Raw genomic sequence first — 24,022 nt, forward strand, 5'->3', positions numbered from 1 at the left:
ACCTCGCTGGACGACATCCCGGCCAAGGCCTCTCCCTGCGGGATACTTCCAACAAAAAGGAAAGACGGATGTCGATCACGGCCGAGCGCAAGCAGGCGCTCATCAAAGAATACGCCACCAAGGTGGACGACACGGGCTCGCCCGAGGTTCAGGTCGCGATCCTCACGGAGCGCATCGTCAACCTCACCGAGCACTTCAAGACGCATGTGAAGGACAATCACTCGCGTCGCGGCCTGCTGAAGCTCGTTTCCCAGCGCCGCCAGCTCCTCGATTACGTCAAGAAGCGGGACGAACCCCGCTACAAGAGCCTCATCGAGCGGCTCGGCATTCGCCGCTGATTTAAGCCTCGCGAAAGCGGCGCATCCGCGCCGCTTTCGCTTTTTGGGACCGCGAGCCTTCAGGCTCGCTGACATTTGCGAGCCTGAAGGCTCGCCGCCCATCGGGCGCCGGCATGGGGCCGTCGCCAGCAAACCGGCGCAAACCCGTCATGGCAGGATCGCCGGACGCTGCGTGGGTTTCAACCCGCAGCCTCTCGCCGTCTTGCTCATGACGAAGCGCCGGCTTCATCAGAGAAAGACCACGCATGTTCCAAGTCCACCGCGAAGAACTCGACTGGGCCGGCCGCAAGCTCGTCCTCGAGACCGGCAAGATCGCCCGCCAGGCCGACGGCGCCGTTCTGGCGAGCTGGGGCGAGACCACTGTGCTCGCGACCATCGTCGCCGCCAAGGCCCCGAAGCCGGGCCAGGACTTCTTCCCGCTGACCGTCAATTACCAGGAGAAGGCCTTCGCCGCCGGCCGCATTCCGGGCGGCTATTTCAAGCGCGAGGGTCGTCCCTCGGAGCGTGAGACGCTGATCTCCCGCCTCATCGACCGCCCGATCCGTCCGCTCTTCCCGGACGCTTTCCGCTGCGACACCCAGGTCATCGTGACCGTGCTGTCGCATGACCTCGAAAACGATCCCGACATCCTCGCCATGGTCGCGGCCTCCGCCGCGCTGACGCTCTCGGGCGTGCCCTTCATGGGGCCCGTCGGCGGCGCGCGCGTCGGCTATATCAACGGCCAGCTCAAGCTCAATCCGACGATCGAGGAGATGAAGCTCTCCGATCTCGATCTCGTCGTCGCTGGCACGCAGGACGCCGTGCTGATGGTCGAATCGGAAGCCAAGGAGCTTTCCGAAGAGCTGATGCTCGAGGCCGTGATGACCGGCCACCGCGGCTTCCAGCCGGTGATCGACGCGATTATCCGGCTCGCCGAGCGCGCTGCGAAGGACCCGCGCGACTTGGTCGTCCCCGACCGTTCGGAAGTCGCCGCTTTCGTCTCACGGATCGCCGAGGCCGAGCTGCGCGAGGCCTACAAGCTCACCGTGAAGCAGCACCGCTACGCCGCGGTCGACTCGGTGAAGGCGAAGGTCATGGCGGAGCTCTTCCCCGAGGGCGAGGCGACGAACTTCACCAAGGAAGAAGTCGCCGAGGTCTTCAAGGAGCTGCAGGCCAAGGTCGTCCGCTGGAATATCCTCGACACCGGCATCCGCATCGACGGCCGCGACGTGAAGACCGTGCGCCCGATCGTCGCCGAGGTCGGCGTTCTGCCGCGCGCCCATGGCTCGGCGCTCTTCACCCGCGGCGAGACGCAGGCGCTGGTCGTCTCCACGCTCGGCACGGCGGAAGACGAGCAATTCGTCGATTCGCTCGAGGGCACCTATAAGGAGCGCTTCCTGCTCCATTACAACTTCCCCCCCTATTCCGTCGGCGAAACGGGCCGCATGGGTTCGCCCGGCCGCCGCGAAATCGGCCATGGCAAGCTCGCCTGGCGCGCGATCCATCCGATGCTGCCGGCCGCGGCCGAATTCCCCTATACGCTTCGCGTCGTCTCGGAGATCACCGAGTCCAACGGCTCGTCGTCGATGGCGACGGTCTGCGGCACCTCGCTCGCGCTGATGGACGCCGGCGTGCCGATCAAGGCGCCGACGGCCGGCATCGCCATGGGCCTGATTCTGGAAGGCGAGCGCTTCGCCGTGCTCTCCGACATTCTCGGCGACGAGGATCACCTCGGCGATATGGACTTCAAAGTGGCGGGCACGTCCAATGGCGTGACCTCGCTGCAGATGGACATCAAGATCGCCGGCATCACCGAAGAGATCATGCGCGTCGCCCTCGGCCAGGCCAAGGAAGGCCGCATGCACATCCTCGGCGAGATGGCGAAAGCCATCACCTCCTCCCGCGCCGAGCTCGGCGAATTCGCGCCGCGCATCGAGACGTTGAAGATTCCGACCGACAAGATCCGCGACGTGATCGGCTCGGGCGGCAAGGTCATCCGCGAGATCGTCGAGAAGACCGGCGCCAAGATCAACATCGAGGACGACGGCACCGTGAAGGTCGCATCCAGCGACGGCAATTCGATCAAGGCCGCCATCAACTGGATCAAGTCCATCGCTTCTGACCCCGAAGTCGGCATGATCTATGAAGGCACGGTCGTGAAGACCGCCGATTTCGGCGCTTTCGTGAACTTCTTCGGCGCCAAGGACGGCCTCGTCCATATCTCGCAGCTCTCCAAGCAGCGCGTGGCGAAGACGACCGACGTCGTGAAGGAAGGCGACCGCGTGAAGGTGAAGCTCCTGGGCTTCGACGATCGCGGCAAGGTGCGCCTCTCCATGCGCGTCGTCGATCAGGAGACGGGCGAAGACCTCGAGGCCAAGGAAAAGGCCGAGAAGGAAGCCGCCGGCGCCAATGGCGAGTGAGCGCTAGCGCACAGTTTTGAACGTCAAGCCGCCCGATATTTTCGGGCGGCTTTTCTTTGATGGGGGCAATAATGCGTAGACTGGTGATGATAGCGGCGACGATGTTCCTTGCGGGAGCAGCGCAGGCGGAGCCCGATTTCTCCACTGTGCTCGACTCCGAAACGCTTTCTTTCGTCGAAGGCAATACGGACCGCGCCGTTCTGGTCGAAAACGGCGACTCCGGCGCCGATCTTTATCTCTATCTCAATCTCGAACCCGCGCGGGACATCTCGAAGCCGATGAAGGCTGCGGCGGTGAAGAAGAGCGTGGCCTGGAGCGGCGGCATGTGGGGCACGCGCCCATCGCTCGAGACGAGCGCAAAAGGCTCGCTGCTGATCAAATCGGAAAACACCGGCGTCGGCCGGGACCGCTGGACCCAAACGCTCACGGTCGTCTATCGCAACAAGGATTTCGTGGTCGCCGGCCTCACGCGCGAATCCTACGACACGCTCGACCCCAAAGCCGTCCACAGCTGCGATCTCAATTTCCTCAGCGGAAAAGGCAAGCGCGATGGAAAGGCGATCGAGGTGAAGACGCCCGCGAAAAAACTTGCGGACTGGTCGGACGACGCGCCGGCGAAGGAATGCGTGTTCTGAAAACGAATGCGCGCGCCGGACTACGCCGGCGCGCGCATCTCTTTCCTCTCGTGGGAAATCCGCTTGATTGGTTCTTTGTGATTCATTTGGCGTAAGCGGCGCCACAACTGACAAGACCTATTTGATTGCTTTCGGAGGCGCACAGGCAGCGTGCGTTTGCCCACGCCAGAGACGCCTTATCTAAAGACCCCGACACTCTGGGAGGGGCCGATGGCGGATCGAGGAAAAGTGGAAGACGCACAGCTCGTGGAGCTCTCCACGGGCGGCCAACCAATCGACGTCTTTCTCATCGTCCGATTGGGCTTCACCGCCCTCTTCGTGATCGTCACGGCGCTGATTGCCGAGCCTTACTTTGCGAGCCTCACTTGGGCGCTCGTGCTGGCTGTGCTCTTCGTGCGCCCGCATCGCTGGTTCGAATCTTATGTCGGCCCCAATACGGCGGCGGCGCTTTCCGTCACCAGCGTCGCGCTCATCATCGTCGCGCCCTTGCTGTTCATCTCGCAACGCCTCATCGTCGAAGCGCTGGCCGGCGTGAATTACATCCAGAAGGCCGTTTCAGAGGGAAATTGGGGCGCGTTTCTCGAAGCGCATCCTTGGCTGAAATGTAACCGCTGTTTTCAGGCCACCTCTTTGAAGGCCGCGGCGGATTGTGCATAGGCCCAAGGCATCAGTTCGTCGAGCTTACTGGCGAGATGGCCGTTGACGATCTTAGAAAGAGCGTCAGCGATGTAGGCCAGCGGATCGACGCCATTGAGCTTGCAGGTCTCGATGAGCGAGGCGACGATCGCCCAGTTTTCGCCGCCTCCGTCCGAACCCGCGAAGAGAGCGTTTTTCCGATTGAGGGCGATGGGACGGATTGCACGTTCGACGACATTGGAGTCGATCTCGATGCGCCCGTCGTCGATGAAGCGTGTCAGGCCGTCCCAGCGCGAGAGCGCGTAGCGGATCGCCTCGGCGAGCTTGGTCTTCTGGCTGATCAGCGCGAGTTTTTCACGCAGCCATGGCTCGAGCGCGTCGAGGATGGGGCGGGATTTCTCCTGCCGCGCGTCCCGACGTTTGCCGGCGCTTTGGCCGCGGATGTCGCTCTCGATGGCGTAGAGTTCGCCGATGCGCGCCAGAGCCTCGCTGGCGATCGGCGCGGGACCTGCTGCGGCGAGTTCGTAGAAGCGCCGGCGGACGTGAGACCAGCAGAAGGCGAGCGACACGCTGTTCTTCTGCGTCAGCGCGCGATAGCCGGCGTAACCGTCGACCTGCACGACGCCCGTGAAGCCAGCAAGATGCGTGAGCGGCTGCTCGGACTTTCGGTTTTGCGCATAGACATAGACTGCGATTGGCGGATCGGCGCCGCCCCATGGCCGGTCGTCACGCGCATAAGCCCAAAGTTGGCCAGTCTTGGTACGCCCGCGCCCGGGGTCGAGCACCGGCGCCCTTGTCTCGTCAGCGAAGATTTTCGTCGACGATCTGATGTGTTCCAGAAGCCGCTCGTGCACGGGCCGCAAATGCCAGGCGGCGCGACCAACCCAGTCGGCGAGCGTCGAACGGTCGAGGGCGATCCCCTGCCGGGCGTAGATCTGTGCTTGGCGATAAAGCGGAAGATGATCGGCGTATTTGGAAACGAGCACATGTGCGACTGTCACCTCCGTCGGCAAGCCGCCTTCGATCAGCCGCGCCGGGGCCGGCGCCTGCACGACCGCGCCCTCGCAGGCGCGACAAGCGTATTTGGGTCGACGCGTCACCAGCACGCGGAACTGCGCTGGCACGACGTCGAGCCGCTCAGAGACATCTTCGCCGATCTGGTGGAGCGCGCCCTTGCAGCAAGGACAGGCTTTATCCTCGATGTCGATGATGGTTTCGATGCGCGGGAGATGGGCAGGTAGCGCGCCACGGTTCGTGCGGCGCTTTCTGGCCGCCTTTTCACGTTCGGCGGCGGACTTGGCTTCCCCCTCCGCCGCGGCGCCCGCTTCCGTCTGCTCGACCTCTTCGAGCGCGAGCAGCATCTGGTCTTCGGGAAGGGTCTCGGCGCGCCGTCCAAAGCGATGGCGCTGCATCTCCTTGATGATCTGAACGAGACGCTCGTTGCGCGCCCGCTCGGCAAGCAGCATCGCCTTCAGTTCGTTTGGATCGTCGGGAAGCGTCTCGATCGCCTGCGCCATAGTCGCAGAAGACCATATTTTCCGCCGCCTTTCGACGTTCTTCGATGCCCTGATTCACTGTGTCGCGGCTTATCCCGGCAAGGTCGGCGCCGCCGTCTCTTTCGCCGCGCGCACGCGGCGAAAGTCGAGCCCCTCCAGCAGCGCCGAAAACTGCGCCGCGGACAACCGCATCACCCCGTCTTCGATCTTCGGCCAGCGGAACTCGCCATCTTCCAGCCGCTTGGCAAAGAGACAGACGCCCGTGCCGTCCCAGAACACCAGTTTGATGCGATCAGCCCTTTTCGCGCGGAACACATAAACAGCGCCGTCAAAAGGATCTGCCTGCATCGTCTCTCGGACCAGCGCAGCCAAGCCCTCGGCGCCCTTTCGGAAGTCGACGGGCTTCGTCGCCACCATGACGCGGATCGCGCCTGTCGGCCCGATCATGAACTCGCCTTCAAGGCGTCGATAATCGCCGTGACCATGCCCATGGGCGCGTCACGCCAGATCCAGACGCTTGCACCGTCAATTGCGAGCTCAATCACGTGCGGGCGAGCAACCGGTCTGCTCTCCGACCCCAGAGCGACGGGCGCTTCCTCTCGTCGCTCGACAACAACCGGCGCAAATGAAACAGCATCGAGTTCCGCTTGCCGTCGCGCCTTTCGTCGCCACGAAAACAATTGCTGCGGCGCCAGCCCATGCCGTCGCGCGACAACTGAAACTACCGCGCCAGGCGCAAGCGACTCTTCGACGGCTTGCGCCTTCTCCGCAACCGACCATCGTCGACGACGTTCGCCGCCGCCCGTGATCACTTCGATCCGGCGCACCGCTCCGCCATTAGGCTCAAGCGTAGGGTCAAGTCTGGACACAAGCCTTATCTCCAAATCAGGAGATCAGACTCGCTGCTTTCAGCATCGGTTGGAAGGTGGGACCGCAACAGCGCTTACGCTGAAATGGCTGGGCGAGCGCGTCGATGCACCGACCATCGCCGCCCGGATCGGCGAATTCCTCACCAACATCGGCGCGTCGCTGCTCAAGCAGTCCACCGGCCAGGCGATCACTCTCGTTCTCGCCTTCTATCTGCTCTTCTTCTTTCTACGCGACCGGCGCGCCGGGCTCGACGCCCTCGTGCATCTCTCGCCCTTCTCGAACATAGAGACAGGCAAGCTCATCGTGCGTGTGCGCGACACCATTCATGCGACGATCTTCGGCACGCTTGCCGTCGCGGCCCTGCAAGGCGCGCTCGGCGGCTTCATGTTCTGGTGGCTCGGCTTCCCCTCGCCCGCGCTCTGGGCCGTGGTGATGGGAGTCATCTCGATCATTCCCGTGCTCGGATCTTTCGTCATCTGGATACCGGCGACGATTTATCTCTTTTTGGAAGATCGCTGGGCGGACGCCATCACGCTCGCGCTTTGGGGCGGCGTGGTCATCTCAACGGCGGATAATGTCGTGCGCCCCTTGCTCGTCGGCGAAACCTTGCGGCTGCATACGGCGCCCGCTTTCGTCGCCATGCTCGGCGGCCTTCAACTCTTCGGCGCCCATGGTTTGATCCTCGGCCCGATCGCCTTCACGATGACGACGCTCATGCTGGAGTTCTGGCGCCGTCGCAGCGATCCCGAGCTTCAGGAAAAGTGATACACTCTTCTGACGCTAGGTTCTGGGTCAGGCTTTCTACCATTTCCGTTTGAACAGCTCGCATGGGGACGTGTCATTCCCGGCGGGCTGAAAGCCCGACCGGGAATCCGGAGCCATAGTAGCTATTGTTGCCCTGGATTCCCGATCGCTCGCTGCGCGAGCGTCGGGAATGACGCCGAACCAATCAAGCGGATCTCATTCAGCTCAGCCGTTCTTCAGGGCCAAGGCCAACGCCGCGTCGAGCGCCGCCGCGTCGGCTTCCACGACGAACGCAGTCTCGGTCCAGATAATGAAGCAGCGCGCCTTCTTTTGTGGATAAAGCGGCGCGAGCGCCGCCCTGTAGAGCGCGAGCTGGCGAAGCTGAGTTGCATCGAGCGTTGCGCGCGGGCGGCTCGTCTTGAAATCGGCGATCAGCAATTCATCGTCCGTTTCGGCAAGCCGGTCGATTCGGCCCGACACGACATGGCCTTCCGCGAGCGCGGATACGATGTCGACCTCAGCGGCCGAGCGCGGCCCGAAGAGTTGCGCGAGACGCTGGTCGGAGACCACAGCGATAGCGGCGTCGACGATTTGCGCGCGCGCGGCGTCATCGAGCGTCGCCCCGCGGATTTCGACGAAGCGCTTGGCCGCCTCTTCGCGACGCGGTTGCGGACATTCGGGAAGATGCTGCAGCAAAGCATGCGTCAAACGCCCGATCAAAATGCGCGCAGCGTCGCTCTTCCTGGGCGCCGCGCCATAAAGATCGCCAAGCGTATCGGCGCCGGCCAGTGCGCTCGACGGCCGCAAAGGCGGCATGGGCGCGCGCTCACGCGGCGCAGGCGCGCGCGCAAAGGACGGAATCTCGATATTGCTCGACGCCGCGTCGCTGCGGGCTAGATCGTGACGCAACGGAACGCCGCCACGACGCAGGATATAACCGTCCGGCGCGTCGGGATCGTCGAGTCTTTCGCAACTTTGCGCCAAGGCTTCGACGATCATATTGTGCCAGCAGCCGTCGGCAGGCCCCTTCTCGCCGTGGTATCCCGCAATATAGAGCCGCTCCTCGGCGCGCGTCATGGCGACGTAAAGCAGGCGCCGATGCTCAGCGCGTTCCGCCTCGCGATGCGCGTCGCGCGCCGCGATGATGGCCGCAGGGTCGCTGTCCTTGCCGCGCGACCAGACCAGCGAGAGCGCGTCTTCGTCTCCAAGAGTGAAAAGCTTGGGATCATGCTTTCCTGCTGGAGCGCCGCAGGTGTCGGGCAGAAACACGATCTTTGCCTCGAGCCCCTTCGCGGCATGAGCGGTCATCACGCGCACGGCGGCGCCTGCCGCCTCCATGTCGCGTTTGATGGAGAGTTCGAGCCGCTCCACCATCGCCAGAAAGCTGACGAGCGAGGGCGACTCCTCGCGCTCGAAGGAGAGCGCAAGCCGCAGGAATTCGTCGATCGCGTCATTGGCTTCGGGCCCCAGACGCGCGACGAGACGGCGCCGCCCCTCCCCCGGCCCGAGGACCTTCGCGTAAAATTCGAACGGAGCCAGCGCCAAGGCGTCACGCCGCCAGCTCTCTATCAAGCGCGCGGCGGCGCGATAGGTTTCGTCTTCGGCTTGCGCAAGCGCATCAAAGAGCGAAGCGGACCTGAGCGGCGCGAGCTTGATAAGATCGTCGTCGTCGAAACCGAAAACCGGCGACTTCAAAACCGTCGCAAGCGTAAGATCGTCCTGCGGGAGCAGCACGACGCGCCCCAAAGCAACAAGGTCGTTCACCGCAATATGGGCGCCGAGATCCAGCCTGTCGGCGCCGGCGACGGGAACATTCTCAGACTTCAGCGCGCGGATCAGCGCTTCGAAGAAAGCGCCGCGCTTGCGCACGACGATGAGAATGTCGCGCGGCTCCACGCGCCGCGCGACATTCTTCTCATGCACGCATTCGCCGCTCTCGGGCGCGAGAAGCGCCCGGATGTATTTTGCAATCTTGCGCGCGAGGCGCTCGGGCGGATCGCTGGATGTGGCGTAATCGAGCGGCAGGCGCCAGTCCTCCGGCTCTTCCTTGCCCGAAGGGCCGATCGGCTTCCAAATCTCGACAAGCGCAGGAAGATGGCTTTTCGCCGCCTCATGCTTCAGTGGCGGCTTGTTCGGATCGGAGTCGCAACTGAGGCCAACGTCATTATCCGCAAAGTTGAACACGTCGTCGACGGCGGCAAGAACGCCCGGCGCTGAGCGGAAGGATTCCACGAGCCGCACATATTCGAAACGCTGTTCGACAGCGAGAAAGCCGCGCTCGAAGCTGCGCCGCATGGCGTCGAATTTCTCCGGCGCGGCGCCCTGGAACGAGAAGATCGACTGCTTGTCGTCGCCGACGGCGAAGAAGCTTCGGGCCAGGCGCCGGGCGCCGACGCCCGCGCAAAATTCCTTGGCGATGGCCGTAAGAATGTCCCATTGCCGCGCGCTCGTATCCTGCGCCTCGTCGAGCAGGATGTGATCGATTTGCGAGTCGAGCTTGTAGAGCACCCAGGACGGATTGGAGCGATTGAGCAGACGCCGCGCGCGTTCGATGAGATCGTCGTAATCGAGGAGATTGCGGTAGCGCTTCGCCCCCTCATACTCGGCGATAATCGCGTCGCCGAGGATTGCGAGCGCCAAGGAGCGCTCGGCCACAGCCGCCGCTTTGCGCTTTTCGATGAGTGGCGCAAGCCGATTGCGCTCCGCCTCCAACCGCTCCAGCAGGCCCGGCGCGCGCTTTTGCAATCCGCCGGTGATGATCTTCGCCTTTTCGCCGCCGCGCGGCGCCCCCTTCTCGGTGTAGAAGACCGAGACATAACTATCGGCGCGCTCGGCGGGCGCTGTTGACGCCATCGCTCGCTTCAGATGGTCGGCAAGCTTCTTGTCATTGGCCGAACCCAGCTCCAGCAAGGCGTGCAACTCAGGCCACGTCTCGAACCCTTCGACCATCTCCGTTTCGATTTGCGCGAGCGTTTCGTCCGGTTGCAGACCGAGACGGCGGCGCAGGCGGCGCGCATAGGCCTCTTGATCAAAAGCCTGCGCCAGCGCGTCGCGCTTTGTGAGCAACTCGTTGCAAAGATCGTCGAAACCTCTCTCGGTCGCATCTTGTGCAACGAGCTTCAGCGCGTCGTGCAATTCGCCCTCGCTCCGCATGGCTTCTTTGATGGCGCGCAGCTTCGACGTCTGCAGAAGCTCGGCGCGGGCCATATCGTCGAGCACGCTGAAGCCGGCCGGGGCGTTCGCCTCCAAGGGGAAAATATGCAGCAGCTTTTCGCAGAAGGCGTGGATCGTCTGGATTTTCAGGCCGCCCGGCGTCTCCACCGCGCGAGCAAAAAGCCGGCGCGCGAAATCGAGCTGCGCGGGCGCCGGCGCGCCCGCGCCCATCTCCTCTATTTCCCTGGCGAGCGTCTCGTCGTCGAGCAAGGCCCATTGCGCCAGCCTGTCGAAAATACGCGTCGACATATTGGCGGCGGCGGCCTTGGTGAAGGTCAGGCAAAGGATCTGCGATGGGCGCACGCCTTCGAGCAGCAAGCGCAACACGCGTTGCGTGAGCACATAGGTCTTGCCGGAGCCCGCATGCGCCGACACCCATGCCGACACGCGCGGATCAGAGGCCCTGTGCTGGGCGCGAACGGTCATCGAGACAAAGACGCGGTCGCTCATGCGCCCTCTCCGCCGCCGCGCGACCATTCCTTCACGCGCGCGAGATGATCGTAATCGCCTTCATGCGCAACGAGCGCCACAAAGGGACGCGACGGATAGGGCGTCTCCGGATTGCGATATTGCGAGAGCATCTTCACGAGTTCTTCCGCGTGCTTCGCAACCACCTCCTCGAAGGAGGCGCCGTCGAATTTCAAAAACTGTGTTTTGCCGCCGTCCTTCAGCCCCACATAAGCGGCGCCGGCGACGACATGCGCGCCAATCTCCTTGAAGGCGCCCGCTTCGACCATCGCCGCTTCGAGGGTGAGCTGCGGCGCGAAACCCGCCTGCACCTGCTTCATGCTCGGCGGCTTGCCGGTCTTGTAGTCGAAGACGCAGGCTCTCTTGTCGGGCCCGATCTCGATGCGATCCGCCTTTGCGGTAAGCGTGAAGGTGGAGCCGTCGATCAGCGGGAGCGCCCAGGACGCGGCCTTCTCCATGAAGATCACGCCGCCCTCAACGCGCCTTTGCGCTTCGAAATCCAGCGCGTGATCGAGCCCCGCCATGAGCCTCGGCCAGACGAAGGTCTCGAACGCGGGATCGGTAAGGAATTCCTTCAAAAGCGCGCGCGCGATCTCCTGAAGCTCCTCGCGCGCTGACGTCGGCAGAGGACCGCTCGGATAACTCTTTACGAAGGTTTCGAGCGCGGCATGAATCGCCGTGCCGATCTCGCGCGGGCCCATTTCCACGCCCAGAGGATCGAGCGGCTTCAACTTTAGAATGTGCTCGGCGAAGATGGCGTAAGGATCGCGCCGCAAGACTTCGATGCGCGTGACGCTGAGGCTCTCTGGACGCAGGTCGATTGGCGGTCGCGGCGCCGGCCGCGACAGCGTCGTGGCTTCATCGACGCCTGGCTGATCGAGCGCGATTGCGATCGCGAGCATTTTTGCGCCGCGCGCGCGACAGGCCTCGATCACTTCCCCCGCGAGCGCTTCGAGGCGCGTGAGAAAGCGGGACGCGACCGTCGGTGAACCGTCGCGCTTGGCGGCGCGGCTGAGCACGACGCGTTTCGCGCCGAGCCCCATCATGAAGTCATGCGCGCTCTGTCCGATTCGTCGTTCGGGTGGCGAGAGCCCCAGTTGCGCGCGCATCGAACGGTTCAGAAAGGCACCCGTTTCCGTCTGCGGCGGCCAAATGCTTTCGTCCAGTCCCGCGAGCAGCATGAGGTCGGCCTCGATGAGGCGCGCTTCGAGGGACCCGAGAATTTTCAAGCGCGGATGGGCGCGGCGCGGCCCTCGCAGAGTCGTTTCGAAGGCAATCCGATCGAAGAGCGCCGCATAGGCCGAGGCGGTGAAGCCCGATGGCGCATCGGCGCGCGCGAGCCGATCGAAGAGATCGAACAACGCCAAGGCGCCTTCGTCCTCGCTCTCTTCGCCCTCAGTCTCTTGGGCCCCTTGCGCAATCGCCTCGAAGGCCGCGCGATGCGCATGCGCGAAAGCCCGCAGATCCTGTGCGTCGCGCAAGGCGAGAAGCGGCGCCAGGGCCGCTTCCATGTCTCGCAAAAGGGATTCGATCTGCGCCCATCGGGCCTCTTCGATGCGCCGCGCCGCTGGATGCGCGCGCCAATCGTCCGCCGCCCGCCGCGCTTCCCCCGCCCGCGCGGCATAGCCAGCCGCGCTCGCCGGCAACCCGCGCAGCGCGCCGATCTCGACGAGAGGCGCAAGCATCACGATGTCCTCCCGCGTACGACCCAGGCGCGTCAGCGGATGTGTGAGCAGCGACGCAATGGCGATCGCATCGAGCCCCTTCGCGCCGACCCCGGCAAGCTCCCGCGCCAGCGCGCCGGCTTGCGTCGAGGCGAGCGACGCGCCGCCGGAATCGTCGATCTCGATCTCGAAGCGCCGCAACTCGGCGGCGACGCGCCGCGCGATCGTGCGGTCAGGCGTGACGAGGGCGGCCGTTTGACCGGGCGTCTCCAGCGCCTCGCGCAGGAACAAAGCAAGCGAGAGCGCCTCGGCCTGCTCGTCGGGCGCCTCCAGCAAGGCGACGCCATCGAGCGCGGCGTCGAAACGCGCGCTGTGAGCGCTTCGAAAATCGCGCCACACGGCCGTCGCATCCGCCGGCAACATCGCCTGCGAGACGAGTCGGCGGCGCTCGGCGCGCATATCGGATGTCGATAGCTCGCGCACGTCGCCGCGCGTCAATTGCATCACGCCGAGCAGGCGCTTCAACATGGTCTGCGGATGGGTGAAAGCGGGCTCGCCTTCGCCCTCCCCCACTTGCGCCCAGGCGGCGTCGCTCATGTCGAGATCGAGCCCCGGCAAAACCACCGCGCCATTGTCGCGCGCGGCGATGGCGGAGAGCAGTCGCGCCGTCGTCGGCTGAGCGCCGGTCGAACCGATGGCGATCACCGGCGCGTGATCCTGGCTTTCCGAGAGCTTCGCGATCTGCGTTTCGATCAGGCGCTTCTGGCGCGCCGAGGCGTCGACGCGGTCGATCTCCTCCAGCATCTGCGGCCATTGCTGCAAGGCGATGCGCAGGAAAGTCGTGGTGATCGACCAATAGGGATCGAAGGCGCTGTCGTCGATTGCTCGATCTATGGCGTCGGCGGGGATGTCCTCGATGATGAATTCGTCGACGAGCGCGCTGAGGTCGGCTGCAAGCGCATAGGCGCCGGCGGGCGAAGAGGCGACGAGGAAAGGCTCGCTGTCGTCGTAGACGAAGTCGCCCTGCCCGTCCGCTGAAACGATCGCGGCGCCGACGGCCTCGGACCATTTCACGATGAGCTGCGCGAGCAGAAGACGTCGCTCCAGCTCCTCGATCTGCGGCAGCGCGGCGGCGTCGAAATCGTCCGAGAAATCGCCGAAGAGCGCGGTGGTCTCGCGCTCCTCCAATCCGCCGAGCGGCAGAATGCGCGGCAAGAGCGTTGCGCCCTTGTCGAAGGCGCGGGCGAATTGCGTGCGCAGCGCGCGCGCAGCGCGCTGCGTCGGCACATAAATCGTCGTTCGCGCCATGGCGAGCGGCGGTGTTTCGCGCGAAAGCGCGGAAACGATTTCGCCAGCGAGAAAGGCCTCGACGAAGGTTTCGAGAAATGGCGCGCCCGGCGCAATGGTGAAGACGTTGCGCCTGACGCCCAAGCTTATCTCCCTTGCGCGAGGATCGCTTTCTCAGCCTCGGCGATCGCCGCGACCGTGCCGACGTGAAGCCAGAGTCCCGTGGAGACGACGCCGAAAAGGCACCCTTTCTCGGCCGCCGAAAAGAAGAACGGCGCAAGCTTGAAAACGTCGCTGGTCTCTTGTGCAAAAAGCTGCGGCTTGATCAGACCCACGCCGGAATAGACGTAAGGCTTGGGCCCGGCGCGGCGGATGATGCGGCCTTCGTGAGAAAGATCGAAGTCGCCTTCCCAATCGACGCCGACGCTACCCTGCGTCGGCGCAAGCAACAGCGCCGCGTCCATTTCATCGGCGTTCCACGCTTGCGCGAGCGCGATCAGATTGGGCTGCGGCGCGTCGAACCAGAAAGCATCCGTGTTGCAGATGAAGAACGGGTCTTCGCCGATGAGCGGCAAAACCTTCTTGATGCCGCCGCCCTGATCGAGCAGCGCAGCGCGTTCGTCGGAGATCACGATGCGCGGCTCGCGCCGATCGGTAAGATGCGCTTCGATCTGATCGGCGAGATGATGCACATTGACGATCGCCGTCTCGACGCCGGCGCGCGCGAAATCGTCGAGCGCGCGGTCGATCAGCGTGCGGCCGGCGACCGTGACCAGCGGCTTGGGCGTCTTATCGGTGAGAGGCCGCATGCGCGTGCCGAGCCCCGCCGCGAAGACCATGGCGGTCTTCGGCATGGCGACGCGCTCAGCCGTCACTGAAGAGTCCTGGCAGATTGGCTTCATACCAGGCGCTTATCTCAGCCAGAGCCGGGTGTCGCAAGCTCTTCTTCAGATAGGCTTCCACCCGCGGCATATGCGCCAGATATTGCGGCTTGCCGTCGCGCTGGTCGAGGCGCGCGAAGATGCCGAGCACCTTGGTCGCGCGCTGGGCGGCGAGCGTCATATAGGCCCTGGCGAAGGCCGCCATGTCGAAGCTCTCGTTCGCGTCGCGCCGCAGCTTGGCGTAATGGGCGAGGAGCTTCACCTCCAACTGATCGGGCACAGTCACTCGCGCGTCCTGGCCGAGAGAGGCCATGTCGTAAGCAGGGTGGCCGAGCACGCAATCCTGAAAGTCGATGACGCCGACGCGCTTGATCCCCTCGCGGCCGTCGAGCCAGATGAGATTGGGCGAATGATAATCGCGTAGCGTCCATGTCGGCTGGGCGCTCGCGATCTCCAGCAGCGCGTGACGCCAGAGATTGGCGAAGATGGCGCGCGCGCCGGACGCGACGCTCGCCTTTTTATGCGCGACATACCATTCGAGCAGCAGGTCCACTTCGACCAGCAGCGCATCCATGTCGTAGGGCGGGATGTGATAATTGCCCGCGCCCTCGACCGGCAGCGTATCCTGCAGCGGCTGCGAATGGAGATGGGCGAGCGCGCCGGCCGCTTCGAGATAGCGCTCGTGAATCGGCCCGTTCTCGTCGACGACGCCTTCGCGGCCGAGGTCCTCCACGATGAGAAGACCGGCGGCGATGTCCTGGCCGTAGATTTCCGGGGCGGAGAGACCATGCGCGCGAAGCCCGTTCGCAACGGCCACGAATGGCTTCACATTCTCGGCGAGCCGCGCAATGGCGCTGTAGGATTTGCCGTAGCGGATCGGCGGGCCGTCCGGGCGCGGCGGCGAGATCATCAGGATCGCCCGCTGGCCATCGGGCTTTTCCAAAGTCTCATAGGCGCGTGTCGAGGCGTCGCCCATCAGGAAGCTACGCTTGGCGTCGCTCCACCCCTCGCGGCGCAGAAACTCGCGCAGCGCCTTGAAGGATCCTAGCCGTTGCGCGAAGGCGCCATGACCGGAGATGGTGATGCGCCGCGCGTCGCGATTATCGACGTCGGCGAAGCTCAGACGCACGTCGAGGCGGTCCGGCGGAAGAACTTCCGGCGCACGCTCGGCCCATTCGACGAGGACGATCGCGTCCTCCACCGCTTCTTCCCAGCCGAGGCCGGAAAGCTCCGAAGATGCGTCGATGCGGTAGAAATCGGCGTGAACGATACGAAGCTTGTCGCTCTCGTAAATCTGCATGAGAGTGAAGGTCGGGCTCGGCGCCTCCACCTCAGGGTCGTCCATCAGCTTGCGGATGAGCGCGCGGGCGAAGGTCGTTTTACCTGCGCCGAGGTCGCCGGCGAGCGTTACGGTGTCGCCGCTTTCGAGCAGCGACGCGAGATCCTGCGCCAGGGCGGCCGTCGCCGCCTCGTCCCTGACCTCAACGCGCCAGACGGTTTTCCCTGCGGCTTCGTCCGTCACTCGGCGCCTCCTTCATGCGCGATCAGCCGCGCTTCTTCTTCGGCCGCAAGGGCCGGAAAGACGCAAGTGACGGTCGTCCCCTCTCCCGGCGCCGTGTCGATGAGCACTTTCCCGCCGTGAAGCTCCACGAATGCGCGCACGATGGACAGGCCGAGGCCGACGCCGCGATGGCGTGAGCCGGCGGTATGCGACTCGAAGCGTTCGAAAACGCGCTCCAGAACCTCCGCCGGAATGCCGCGGCCGTGATCGGTGACCTTTAATACGACCTCATTGGCGCGGCGCAGGGCGGCGAGCGTCACGGTCTGTCCAGGGCGAGAGAAGCCGATGGCGTTGGACAGAAGATTGAAGAGCACCTGCCGCACGCGCTTGGCGTCGCCCCGGAAGGTTCCGATGTCGTCCATGGCGATGATCTGCACGTCGATCGAGTTTTCGGCTAGACGATCCTGAACGCCTTCGATGGCGGCGTCCATCGTGGCGCGCACATCGACGTCGGAGAGCTCCAGCTCCATCGCGTCTTCGTCGATGGTGGCGAGATCGAGAATATCGTCGATGATCGCCAGCAGCGCCGCCGACGATTTGCTAACATAACCCAGATATTCCATCTGACGCGGATTGAGCGGCCCGGTCGACTCCTCGCCGAGGAGATGCACGAAGCCGTTGATGTTGTTGAGCGGCGAGCGCAGCTCGTAGCTGACGTGGTGGATGAAGTCGTTGCGCAGCTTCTCGGCCGCGATCAGCGCCAGGTTGCGGTCGGTGAGCGCGCGCTCGACATTCACGTCCGCCGTCACGTCGACGAAGGTCAAGAGCGCCGCGCCTTCGAGCAGCGATTGCGCCGTGCAATCGAGCACCATGCCGTCGCTGCGCTCGATGCGCCGCGTGAAGCCTTCGCGCATATCGTTGAAGCTCGTCACGAAGCCCTTCAGCGCCGCCCAGGTGTCGTCATTATCGTGCAACGTCTTGCACTGCGTCACGATCGCCTCGAAGCGTGGCTTTTTGGCGAGCGCGTCGGGATCGAGCCGCCAAAGCCCCGCGAAGGCCGGGTTGCAGAAGCTCAGGCGCCCGTCGGCGCCGAAGACCGCGACGCCCTCGTGCAGCGTCTCGAGAGTCTCGCTTTGCGTGCGATTGAGCGCATTGAAGCGCGTTTCGAGATCATAGGCTTTTGTCGTGTCGTCGTAGAGATAAGTAACTCCGCCCTGCGTGTTCGGATGGGCGACGACGTCGACGATGCGTCCGTCCGGCAGATGCCAGGTGTGGCGAACAGGCTCCGGAGACCGATAGGCCTCGAACAGCCGCTCCTTCCAGGCCTTGTAGTCGGATTCGACCGGCACGCGCTCGCCGGCGCGCAGCCGGTCGAGAATTTCGCCGTCGGTCGGCTTGTGATCGAGGAAGCCCGGCTCGAGCTGCCAGAGCTTGGCGTAGGCGTCATTGTGATAGACGAGCCGCCGCCGGCGATCAAAAATGGCGACCCCCGTCGGCAGCTGATCGAGCGTGCGCACATGCGACTGCATCTGCTGCTGGAGATCGGCGCGCACGGTTTCCACCTCGTGCCGGTCTATCGCAATGGAGGCTGCCAGGGGCGCCGCCGTCTGCGTCACGTCGAGCATATGACGAACGCCCGCGACGACAGCCGGCACGCCCGCGCGCCACACCGCGCCCTTGGCCAGCGCGTTCGCGGCGTCGGATCGGGCCGACTGATCCAGAAGCTCCAGTCCGCGCGCAATGGCGTCGGCGGGGTCCTTCGCCTCGACGGCCGTCGCGTAAGCGCTGTTCACGAAAGCGAGCCGACCGTCGGCGTCCCGCACCCACACAGGCGTCGGCGACGCCTCCAACAACGCACGCAGACCGGAAAGCTCTTTCTGCGTTTCGGCGTGGCGTTCGCGCAGACCGATGAGCTCCAACCGATCGCCCGAGACTTCCCGAATGCGCAGCACGGCGCTTCCGCCAACCGCACGGCCGTCAGCGTCGAAATGCCTGCCGACAGCGCCCGCGAGCTGCAGACGGAAAGACTCGCCATTGTTACGGAGGCGCTCGACAGCGGCCTCGAGTTCTTGCGCATCCTTCGGGGAGAGCCAGCTCCCGAAAGCGAGGATACGCCGCGGCGAGATCGCCACGTCGGATGGGAGCAGTGTCGAGGCGCTGACATCGGGCTCGCTGTCTGGTCCGGTCCAGGCAATGAAAACCTGCGGCTCGCTCGCCATGAAGGTCTTGATGCGATCGAGCCGAGCGCGCGCGTCCTCGAGTTCTTCCGCCAACTCGGTCTCGCGGCGACGCCATCCGTTGCGCTCACCGATATGGGCGATCGCCACGACCGCCGAAAACAATGCGAGGCCGCCGCTGAATGCGAAATTGACAACGTCCGAGTCGAGCGGAAGCTCCGCCGCAATGGTCTGGGCGAGCGCGGGCGTCGAAAAAAGCGAGGCAAGCGCCGTGGCACCGCGTGCGACAACGCTACGCAAACGGTCCGCCCCAACCAGTTGAAGCTCCTTGAAATGCAATTGGCGGCGCAGCGTCATGAAGGACAAGATTCCTTTCGCGCGCAAACCAGCTGTGGCGTCATGAGACCAAGCTCCAAGAGATCATCGGGGTGCTCATCACATCAACGCCGAGGGACCGCACAGGTTGCGCGATCTCCCGCTAGGACGCGCGCGCGGACTCCCATCGCCCCCAGGGCGAGGGCGGCAACACATTCGGCCCGGCAGTTTCTCCGCGCCGACGACGCTCGATACGAATCATCACAATCTAAAACGCGATCAGCCAAAACGGAATCGGGATTCTGCGAGAAATTGACTAAAAAATACGGCCCCGCTCCGATGGAGGGGGCCGCAAGGTATGGGAAACCGAAAGCTGGCGGCGCGCCGGGCGGGATTTCTGGCCAAACCCCGCCCGTAAACGCCGGGCTCAGTAGCGGTAGTGATCCGGCTTGAACGGGCCGTTCACCGGCAGGTTGAGATAAGTCGCCTGCTGATCGGTCATCTTGGTGAGCTTCACGCCGATCTTGTCGAGGTGAAGCGCCGCGACCTTCTCGTCGAGGTGCTTGGGCAGCGTGTAGACGCCCGTCGGATACTGGCCCTGCTTCGTGTAGAGCTCGATCTGCGCCAGCGTCTGGTTGGTGAAGGACGCCGACATCACGAAGGACGGGTGCCCCGTGGCGTTGCCGAGGTTCACGAGGCGGCCTTCGGACAGCAGGATGATGCGCTTGCCGTCCTGGAACTCGATCTCGTCTACCTGCGGCTTCACATTGTGCCACTTGTAATTGCGCAGCCCGGCGACCTGAATCTCGGAGTCGAAGTGGCCGATGTTGCAGACGATGGCGCGGTCTTTCATGGCGCGCATATGCTCGACAGTGATGACGTCGACATTGCCGGTCGCCGTGCAGAAGAGGTCGGCGCGCGGCGCCGCGTCTTCCATCGTCGTGACCTCATAGCCTTCCATCGCCGCCTGCAGGGCGCAGATCGGGTCGATTTCGGTCACGAGCACGCGGCAGCCGGCGTTGCGCAGCGAAGCCGCCGAACCCTTGCCCACGTCGCCGAAGCCCGCAACGCAGGCGACCTTGCCGGCCATCATCACGTCCGTGCCGCGGCGGATGCCGTCGACGAGCGATTCACGGCAGCCGTAGAGATTGTCGAACTTGGACTTGGTGACGGAGTCGTTGACGTTGATCGCCGGCCAGAGGAGCTTACCCTCCTTGTGCATGACATAGAGGCGATGCACGCCCGTGGTCGTCTCTTCGGTGACGCCCTTGATCGTCTCCGCATTGCGCTTGTACCAGCCGGGATTGGCCTTCAGGCGCTTCTTGATCGCGGCGAAGAGGACTTCCTCTTCCTCATTAGTCGCCTTGTCGAGGAAAGCCGTGTCGCCACCCTCGGCGCGCAGGCCGAGATGAATGAGGAGCGTTGCGTCGCCGCCGTCGTCCAGGATCATGTTGGGGCAGCCGCCGTCGGCCCATTCGAAGATCCTGTGGGTGTAGTCCCAATAGTCCTCGAGGCTCTCGCCTTTGCGGGCGAACACCGGCGTGCCGGTGGCGGCGATAGCGGCGGCGGCGTGGTCCTGCGTCGAATAAATGTTGCAGGAGGCCCAGCGGACGTCGGCGCCGAGCGCCTTCAGCGTCTCGATCAGCACGGCCGTCTGGATGGTCATATGCAGCGAGCCGGCGATGCGGGCGCCCTTCAACGGCTGCGACGCGCCATATTCGGCGCGCGTCGCCATCAGGCCCGGCATCTCGGTCTCGGCGATGTTGATTTCCTTGCGGCCCCAATCGGCCAGCGAAATGTCGGTGACGGCGTAGTCATTGAAATGAGCGGTCATGCGAATCCTCTGCTCGCTAAGGCCGGCGCCCCGGCGTTGGGGGGGGCCTATAGCAAAGGCGGAAGGTGAAGGCAATAAAGATATAAAGATTTGTTTATGTGATGACCGCCACCCGTATTCATTGCCTCTCAGACCGCTGGAGAGCGCGCCCGTCCTTGCCCGAGTTTCGTAGGAGCTCTTTCAAGGCCAACTGCATCAACAGCCGAACGATCGCCACGGACAGCGGCTCATTCGTGGCAGCCCCCAGTGAAAGACGCATCGCCTTGGCGAGCTCCTGCTGGATTAACTGCTCATCTTGCGCTTGATAGGAATTGTCGTTGTCGGGCAGCATTTTAGGACACCCCTTGCACCTCCCGAACGCGTGGAAACATAGGTAGTTCCCGCTAGGAGAATTTGTGTAGGACGCCCGCAGATCGCCGCTACGCGACGATCACTCATGCGCGAATTCGACGCTCAAGGCCGTGCCGGCGCCGGGGGCGACTTCAAGCGAGCCGCCGAGCTGGGTGGCGAAAGCCTCCATTATGCCCTTCCCGAGGGAGCCCGACTCCGTCTCTGCCGCGCCGGCCATACCCGGTCCATCGTCTTTGATGACCAGATGGAGATGGCCATTCTCGTTCTTCGACAAGGCAACCTCAAAGCGCGTTCCCAACCCCTTTGAGAACACATGCTTTGCGGCGTTGATCGCAGCCTCGTTCACCAAGAGCGTCATGGCCGTCATCTGATCGATCGTGAGGTCAGAGGCGCCGCTGACATCCACGGTGACTTTAACCGGCAAATCGCGAAACGCGTGACCAAGCATTTCCCGCAGCAGCCGCTCGAGCCCATCCGCATAGGCTGTTCCGTCATGGAGGCGGCGATGCAGCTCGGACATGGCCAGGATGCGCGCCTCGGCGTCGTTGAGGGTCTCCGCCGCGACCACCGGGTTCCTCAGATTGCGCCGGGCGTTGCGCAGCAGCGCTACGACCAGTTGCAGATTATTCGCGACGCGGTGCTGGAGCTCCCGAAAAAGCGTCTCCTGCACAGACTTCGCCAACTCCACACGTCTGATCGTCTCCCGCAGTGCGCCCACCAGAACAATGTTGAAAGCGCCGACGAGCAGAAAGCCAATAAGCGCGCCCGCGGCGGAGGGGTCCTTCAATTCAAAGGAGTTGGTCGGCTCCAGGAATAAATACCAAGCGGTGACGGTTGAGAGTAAAAGGATGAAGACTCCTTGGCGCCAACCGCAGATGAGCGTCGCCGCGACGATGGCGGGATGGAAGGTCAGGAACTTCATCCCCGCCAGTACCGGCTCGAGGAGAATGCGCGCGGAAAGGCTTGTCGCAAAAAACAGCAAGGCGACCGCCCAAGGCAAAATGCCGCGCCGCTTGATCGAAGCCGTATGGATCTTGTGAACCCAGGGCATGCGCGCCTCTTCTCGCCAACCGAGCCTGGTCTGAGAGGCTTGTTAACGAGCGGGACCTGTGTCTGGTTCCATAGGTTTCAACTTGCCCGCCGCCGCCGAGGGACGACAAAGCAAAAAACCGCCCCGCGGGCTCCCCCGGTGGCGGTTTTGCGCAAGTCACAATCGCGGCGACCCTAGCTTGGAGACGTGAGCGCCGCCGCCGCAACCGGGTGGCTAAAACTCTTCCCATTCGTCGTGTCGCGGAGCGAGCGCCGCGCCGCCCCTGCCAACGGATTTCATCGCGACGACGGGGGCCGCCGCCGGCCGGGCTGCAACCTCCCGGACGGGCGCCAACCCATCCTGCGTGAGCCGGAAATCCCTCACTGTGAGGGCGAGGTTGCTCGTTTCTTCTTGAAGCGCCCGGGAAGCGACGGTCATCTCCTCCGCCATCTGCGCGTTCTTTTGCGTGTTCCGGTCGATCTGCGAGACGACGGAATTCACATCCGTCAGACTTGCGGCCTGCTCCCTGGCGCTCGCGGCGATATCCGAGACGGCCCGCTCCAGATTGAAGACATGCGCGCCAATCTTTTGTAGCGCCGTGCCGGCGAGGCCCACGAGCTCCACGCCCTCGGCGACCTCCGTGGAGGATGCGGAGATCAGCGTCTTGATCTCCTTCGCCGCCTCGGCCGAGCGCTGCGCCAGGGCGCGCACCTCCGATGCGACAACGGCAAAGCCGCGACCCGCCTCGCCCGCGCGCGCCGCCTCGACCCCGGCGTTGAGCGCCAGGAGATTGGTCTGAAAGGCGATCTCATCGACGACCGCGATGATTTGCCCGATGCTTTGCGAGGACTTCTCGATGAGATTGATCGCGTCGACGGCCCGGCGGACCACTGCACCGCTTTCTTCCGCCTCCGTCCGCGTCGCGCCGACGATCTTGTTCGCCTCCCCCGCGCCAACGGCAATGTGCCGCGCGCTCTCGGTGATCTCATGCAAAGCCGCGGAGGCGCGTTCGAGACCCTCGGCCTGCTGCTGCGCCTGCCCGGATAGCTCCTCGGCAGCCGAGGCGATCGATTCCGCGCCTGGCGCGATCGCGCCGACGCCAGATTTGACCACTGCGACCGCGTTTTCGAGCTGCTCGATGGCGGCGTTGAAATCGAGCTGCAGTTTGCCGTAGCTCTCGGGCAGATCGCGTTCCATGCGGTAGGCCAGGTTCTTGCTCGACAGCTCCGAGAGGCCGGCGCCGATCGAGGCGGAAACCAGCTCCCGCTCGGTCAAAATCGCCCGCTCCTCGACAAAACGCCGCTCTTCGCGGTGGCGTTTTTCGTCCTCCTCGGCGCGCAACCGGCTTTGTTCGCGCTCGACCAAGGCCCCGCGGAACAGATCGACGGCGCGCGCCACCTCGCCGATCTCGTCGGAATTATTCGTGTAAGGCACGCTTTCGCCGTAGCGCCCCTCGGTCAACTGCTTGAGATAGGCGGCGAGCGCGCCGAGCGGCTCGCACGACCTGCGCCGCAGATAACGGATGACCGCCCACATGCTCACGAAGACGAGCGCGGCCAGACCGAACATCAGCGAGAGGAAGAGCTTCGCCTCGAAGGCGGCATTGGCCTCCGCATGCGACGAGAACTCATTCGCCTTCACGACCATTTCGTCGACGACGGCGCGGTGGGCGTTATAGGAGCTCGAGAGCTCCGCCATTGCGCGGGAAATCTGCACCGTATCGCCGGATTTCAGCGCGGCGGGCAAAGACGTCTCGACCGTGCGCCAGAATTTCTGAACTTCGTCATGGGAGCGCGCAACGAGCGCCTTCAGCTCAGCGGGGAGCAGCTCGGATTTCTTCCAAAAGTCTCGCCGCGCGAGATAGTCCGACTTCAACTGCTGAAGTCGCTTCAAATGCGCGTCCACTTCCTTCGGTTCGCGCAGCGCAAGATGCGCTTCGAGATAAGACTCGATGACATAGGCTGGCGGCGGCAGAATATCGGCCACAAGGTCCTTGCCCGCGACAATCTTTTCATAGGCGGGTCCGCCGATCTCCAGGCGGTGAAGCGCGACGCTGCTGGCTAATAGTGAAACCGCGAAACCTGCAAGTATGAGATATGCGCTCAACGAAAAAACCTTGGATATCGTCAAACGCATCTGGCAAGCCTCCTGGAGAGCGTACGTGAACGGGCTCGCGCAATGGC

General features: G+C 64.0%; 17 protein-coding genes. 5 read left to right on the top strand and 12 right to left on the bottom strand.

The features are described from left to right. The first annotated feature begins 68 nt into the window (after positions 1–68). From rpsO to OGR47_RS11250, 4 genes are all read left to right on the top strand, one after another. Positions 69–338, top strand: coding sequence for a 30S ribosomal protein S15 (gene rpsO / locus OGR47_RS11235; protein ID WP_165049143.1), 270 nt, complete (start codon positions 69–71; stop codon positions 336–338). A 245-nt stretch (positions 339–583) separates the two neighbouring features. Then, the gene (pnp, locus tag OGR47_RS11240; protein WP_165049145.1) at positions 584–2,737 is read left to right on the top strand and encodes a polyribonucleotide nucleotidyltransferase; all 2,154 of its coding nucleotides are present in this window, start codon (positions 584–586) and stop codon (positions 2,735–2,737) included. Between the two features lie 71 nt (positions 2,738–2,808). Further along, positions 2,809–3,372 (top strand): hypothetical protein, encoded by a 564-nt coding sequence (locus OGR47_RS11245; protein ID WP_165049147.1) that lies wholly within the window; start codon positions 2,809–2,811, stop codon positions 3,370–3,372. A 210-nt stretch (positions 3,373–3,582) separates the two neighbouring features. Beyond that, positions 3,583–4,029: a hypothetical protein gene (locus tag OGR47_RS11250; protein ID WP_165049151.1), complete on the top strand. Its 447-nt coding sequence runs from the start codon at positions 3,583–3,585 to the stop codon at positions 4,027–4,029. On the opposite strand, the gene tnpC is transcribed toward OGR47_RS11250, so the two are convergent. From tnpC to tnpA, 3 genes are all read right to left on the bottom strand, one after another. After that, the gene (gene tnpC / locus OGR47_RS11255; RefSeq protein ID WP_216697874.1) at positions 3,990–5,525 is read right to left on the bottom strand and encodes an IS66 family transposase; all 1,536 of its coding nucleotides are present in this window, start codon (positions 5,523–5,525) and stop codon (positions 3,990–3,992) included. The two genes, OGR47_RS11250 and tnpC, sit on opposite strands and share 40 nt — an antisense overlap. A gap of 69 nt (positions 5,526–5,594) precedes the next feature. Beyond that, a complete protein-coding gene (gene tnpB, locus OGR47_RS11260) occupies positions 5,595–5,951 on the bottom strand; it encodes an IS66 family insertion sequence element accessory protein TnpB (RefSeq protein ID WP_165056354.1) in 357 nt (118 codons plus the stop codon). Next, positions 5,948–6,373, bottom strand: a complete 426-nt coding sequence (gene tnpA / locus OGR47_RS21875; protein ID WP_371824408.1) for an IS66-like element accessory protein TnpA — start codon at positions 6,371–6,373, stop codon at positions 5,948–5,950. Before tnpA ends, tnpB begins: the two co-directional genes overlap by 4 nt. A 49-nt stretch (positions 6,374–6,422) precedes the next feature. Here tnpA and OGR47_RS11270 point away from each other — a divergent pair, with 49 nt between their 5' ends. Then, the gene (locus OGR47_RS11270; protein ID WP_253948110.1) at positions 6,423–7,139 is read left to right on the top strand and encodes an AI-2E family transporter; all 717 of its coding nucleotides are present in this window, start codon (positions 6,423–6,425) and stop codon (positions 7,137–7,139) included. 204 nt (positions 7,140–7,343) lie between these two features. Here the strand turns inward: OGR47_RS11270 and addA are convergent, their stop codons facing one another. The 9 genes from addA to OGR47_RS11315 form a co-directional block, all read right to left on the bottom strand. Continuing rightward, entirely contained in the window at positions 7,344–10,781 is a 3,438-nt protein-coding gene (gene addA, locus OGR47_RS11275; protein WP_165053984.1) for a double-strand break repair helicase AddA, read from the bottom strand. Further along, positions 10,778–13,894 (bottom strand): double-strand break repair protein AddB, encoded by a 3,117-nt coding sequence (gene addB / locus OGR47_RS11280; protein WP_165053981.1) that lies wholly within the window; start codon positions 13,892–13,894, stop codon positions 10,778–10,780. Before addB ends, addA begins: the two co-directional genes overlap by 4 nt. A gap of 2 nt (positions 13,895–13,896) precedes the next feature. Continuing rightward, positions 13,897–14,589: a nucleotidyltransferase family protein gene (locus OGR47_RS11285; protein ID WP_165054021.1), complete on the bottom strand. Its 693-nt coding sequence runs from the start codon at positions 14,587–14,589 to the stop codon at positions 13,897–13,899. A 25-nt stretch (positions 14,590–14,614) separates the two neighbouring features. Then, positions 14,615–16,153: a tRNA (adenosine(37)-N6)-threonylcarbamoyltransferase complex ATPase subunit type 1 TsaE gene (gene tsaE, locus OGR47_RS11290; RefSeq protein WP_165053978.1), complete on the bottom strand. Its 1,539-nt coding sequence runs from the start codon at positions 16,151–16,153 to the stop codon at positions 14,615–14,617. Further along, positions 16,150–18,666, bottom strand: a complete 2,517-nt coding sequence (locus OGR47_RS11295) for an ATP-binding protein (RefSeq protein ID WP_165053975.1) — start codon at positions 18,664–18,666, stop codon at positions 16,150–16,152. Before OGR47_RS11295 ends, tsaE begins: the two co-directional genes overlap by 4 nt. 385 nt (positions 18,667–19,051) lie before the next feature. After that, positions 19,052–20,458, bottom strand: coding sequence for an adenosylhomocysteinase (gene ahcY / locus OGR47_RS11300; protein WP_165053972.1), 1,407 nt, complete (start codon positions 20,456–20,458; stop codon positions 19,052–19,054). A 118-nt stretch (positions 20,459–20,576) separates the two neighbouring features. Further along, positions 20,577–20,789, bottom strand: a complete 213-nt coding sequence (locus OGR47_RS11305) for a hypothetical protein (protein WP_165053969.1) — start codon at positions 20,787–20,789, stop codon at positions 20,577–20,579. 99 nt (positions 20,790–20,888) lie between these two features. Continuing rightward, entirely contained in the window at positions 20,889–21,860 is a 972-nt protein-coding gene (locus tag OGR47_RS11310; protein WP_165053966.1) for a sensor histidine kinase, read from the bottom strand. A 213-nt stretch (positions 21,861–22,073) separates the two neighbouring features. After that, positions 22,074–23,975 (bottom strand): methyl-accepting chemotaxis protein, encoded by a 1,902-nt coding sequence (locus tag OGR47_RS11315; RefSeq protein WP_165053963.1) that lies wholly within the window; start codon positions 23,973–23,975, stop codon positions 22,074–22,076. Positions 23,976–24,022: the final 47 nt, after the last annotated feature.

The organism is Methylocystis sp. MJC1, assembly GCF_026427715.1.
GTDB lineage: Bacteria > Pseudomonadota > Alphaproteobacteria > Rhizobiales > Beijerinckiaceae > Methylocystis.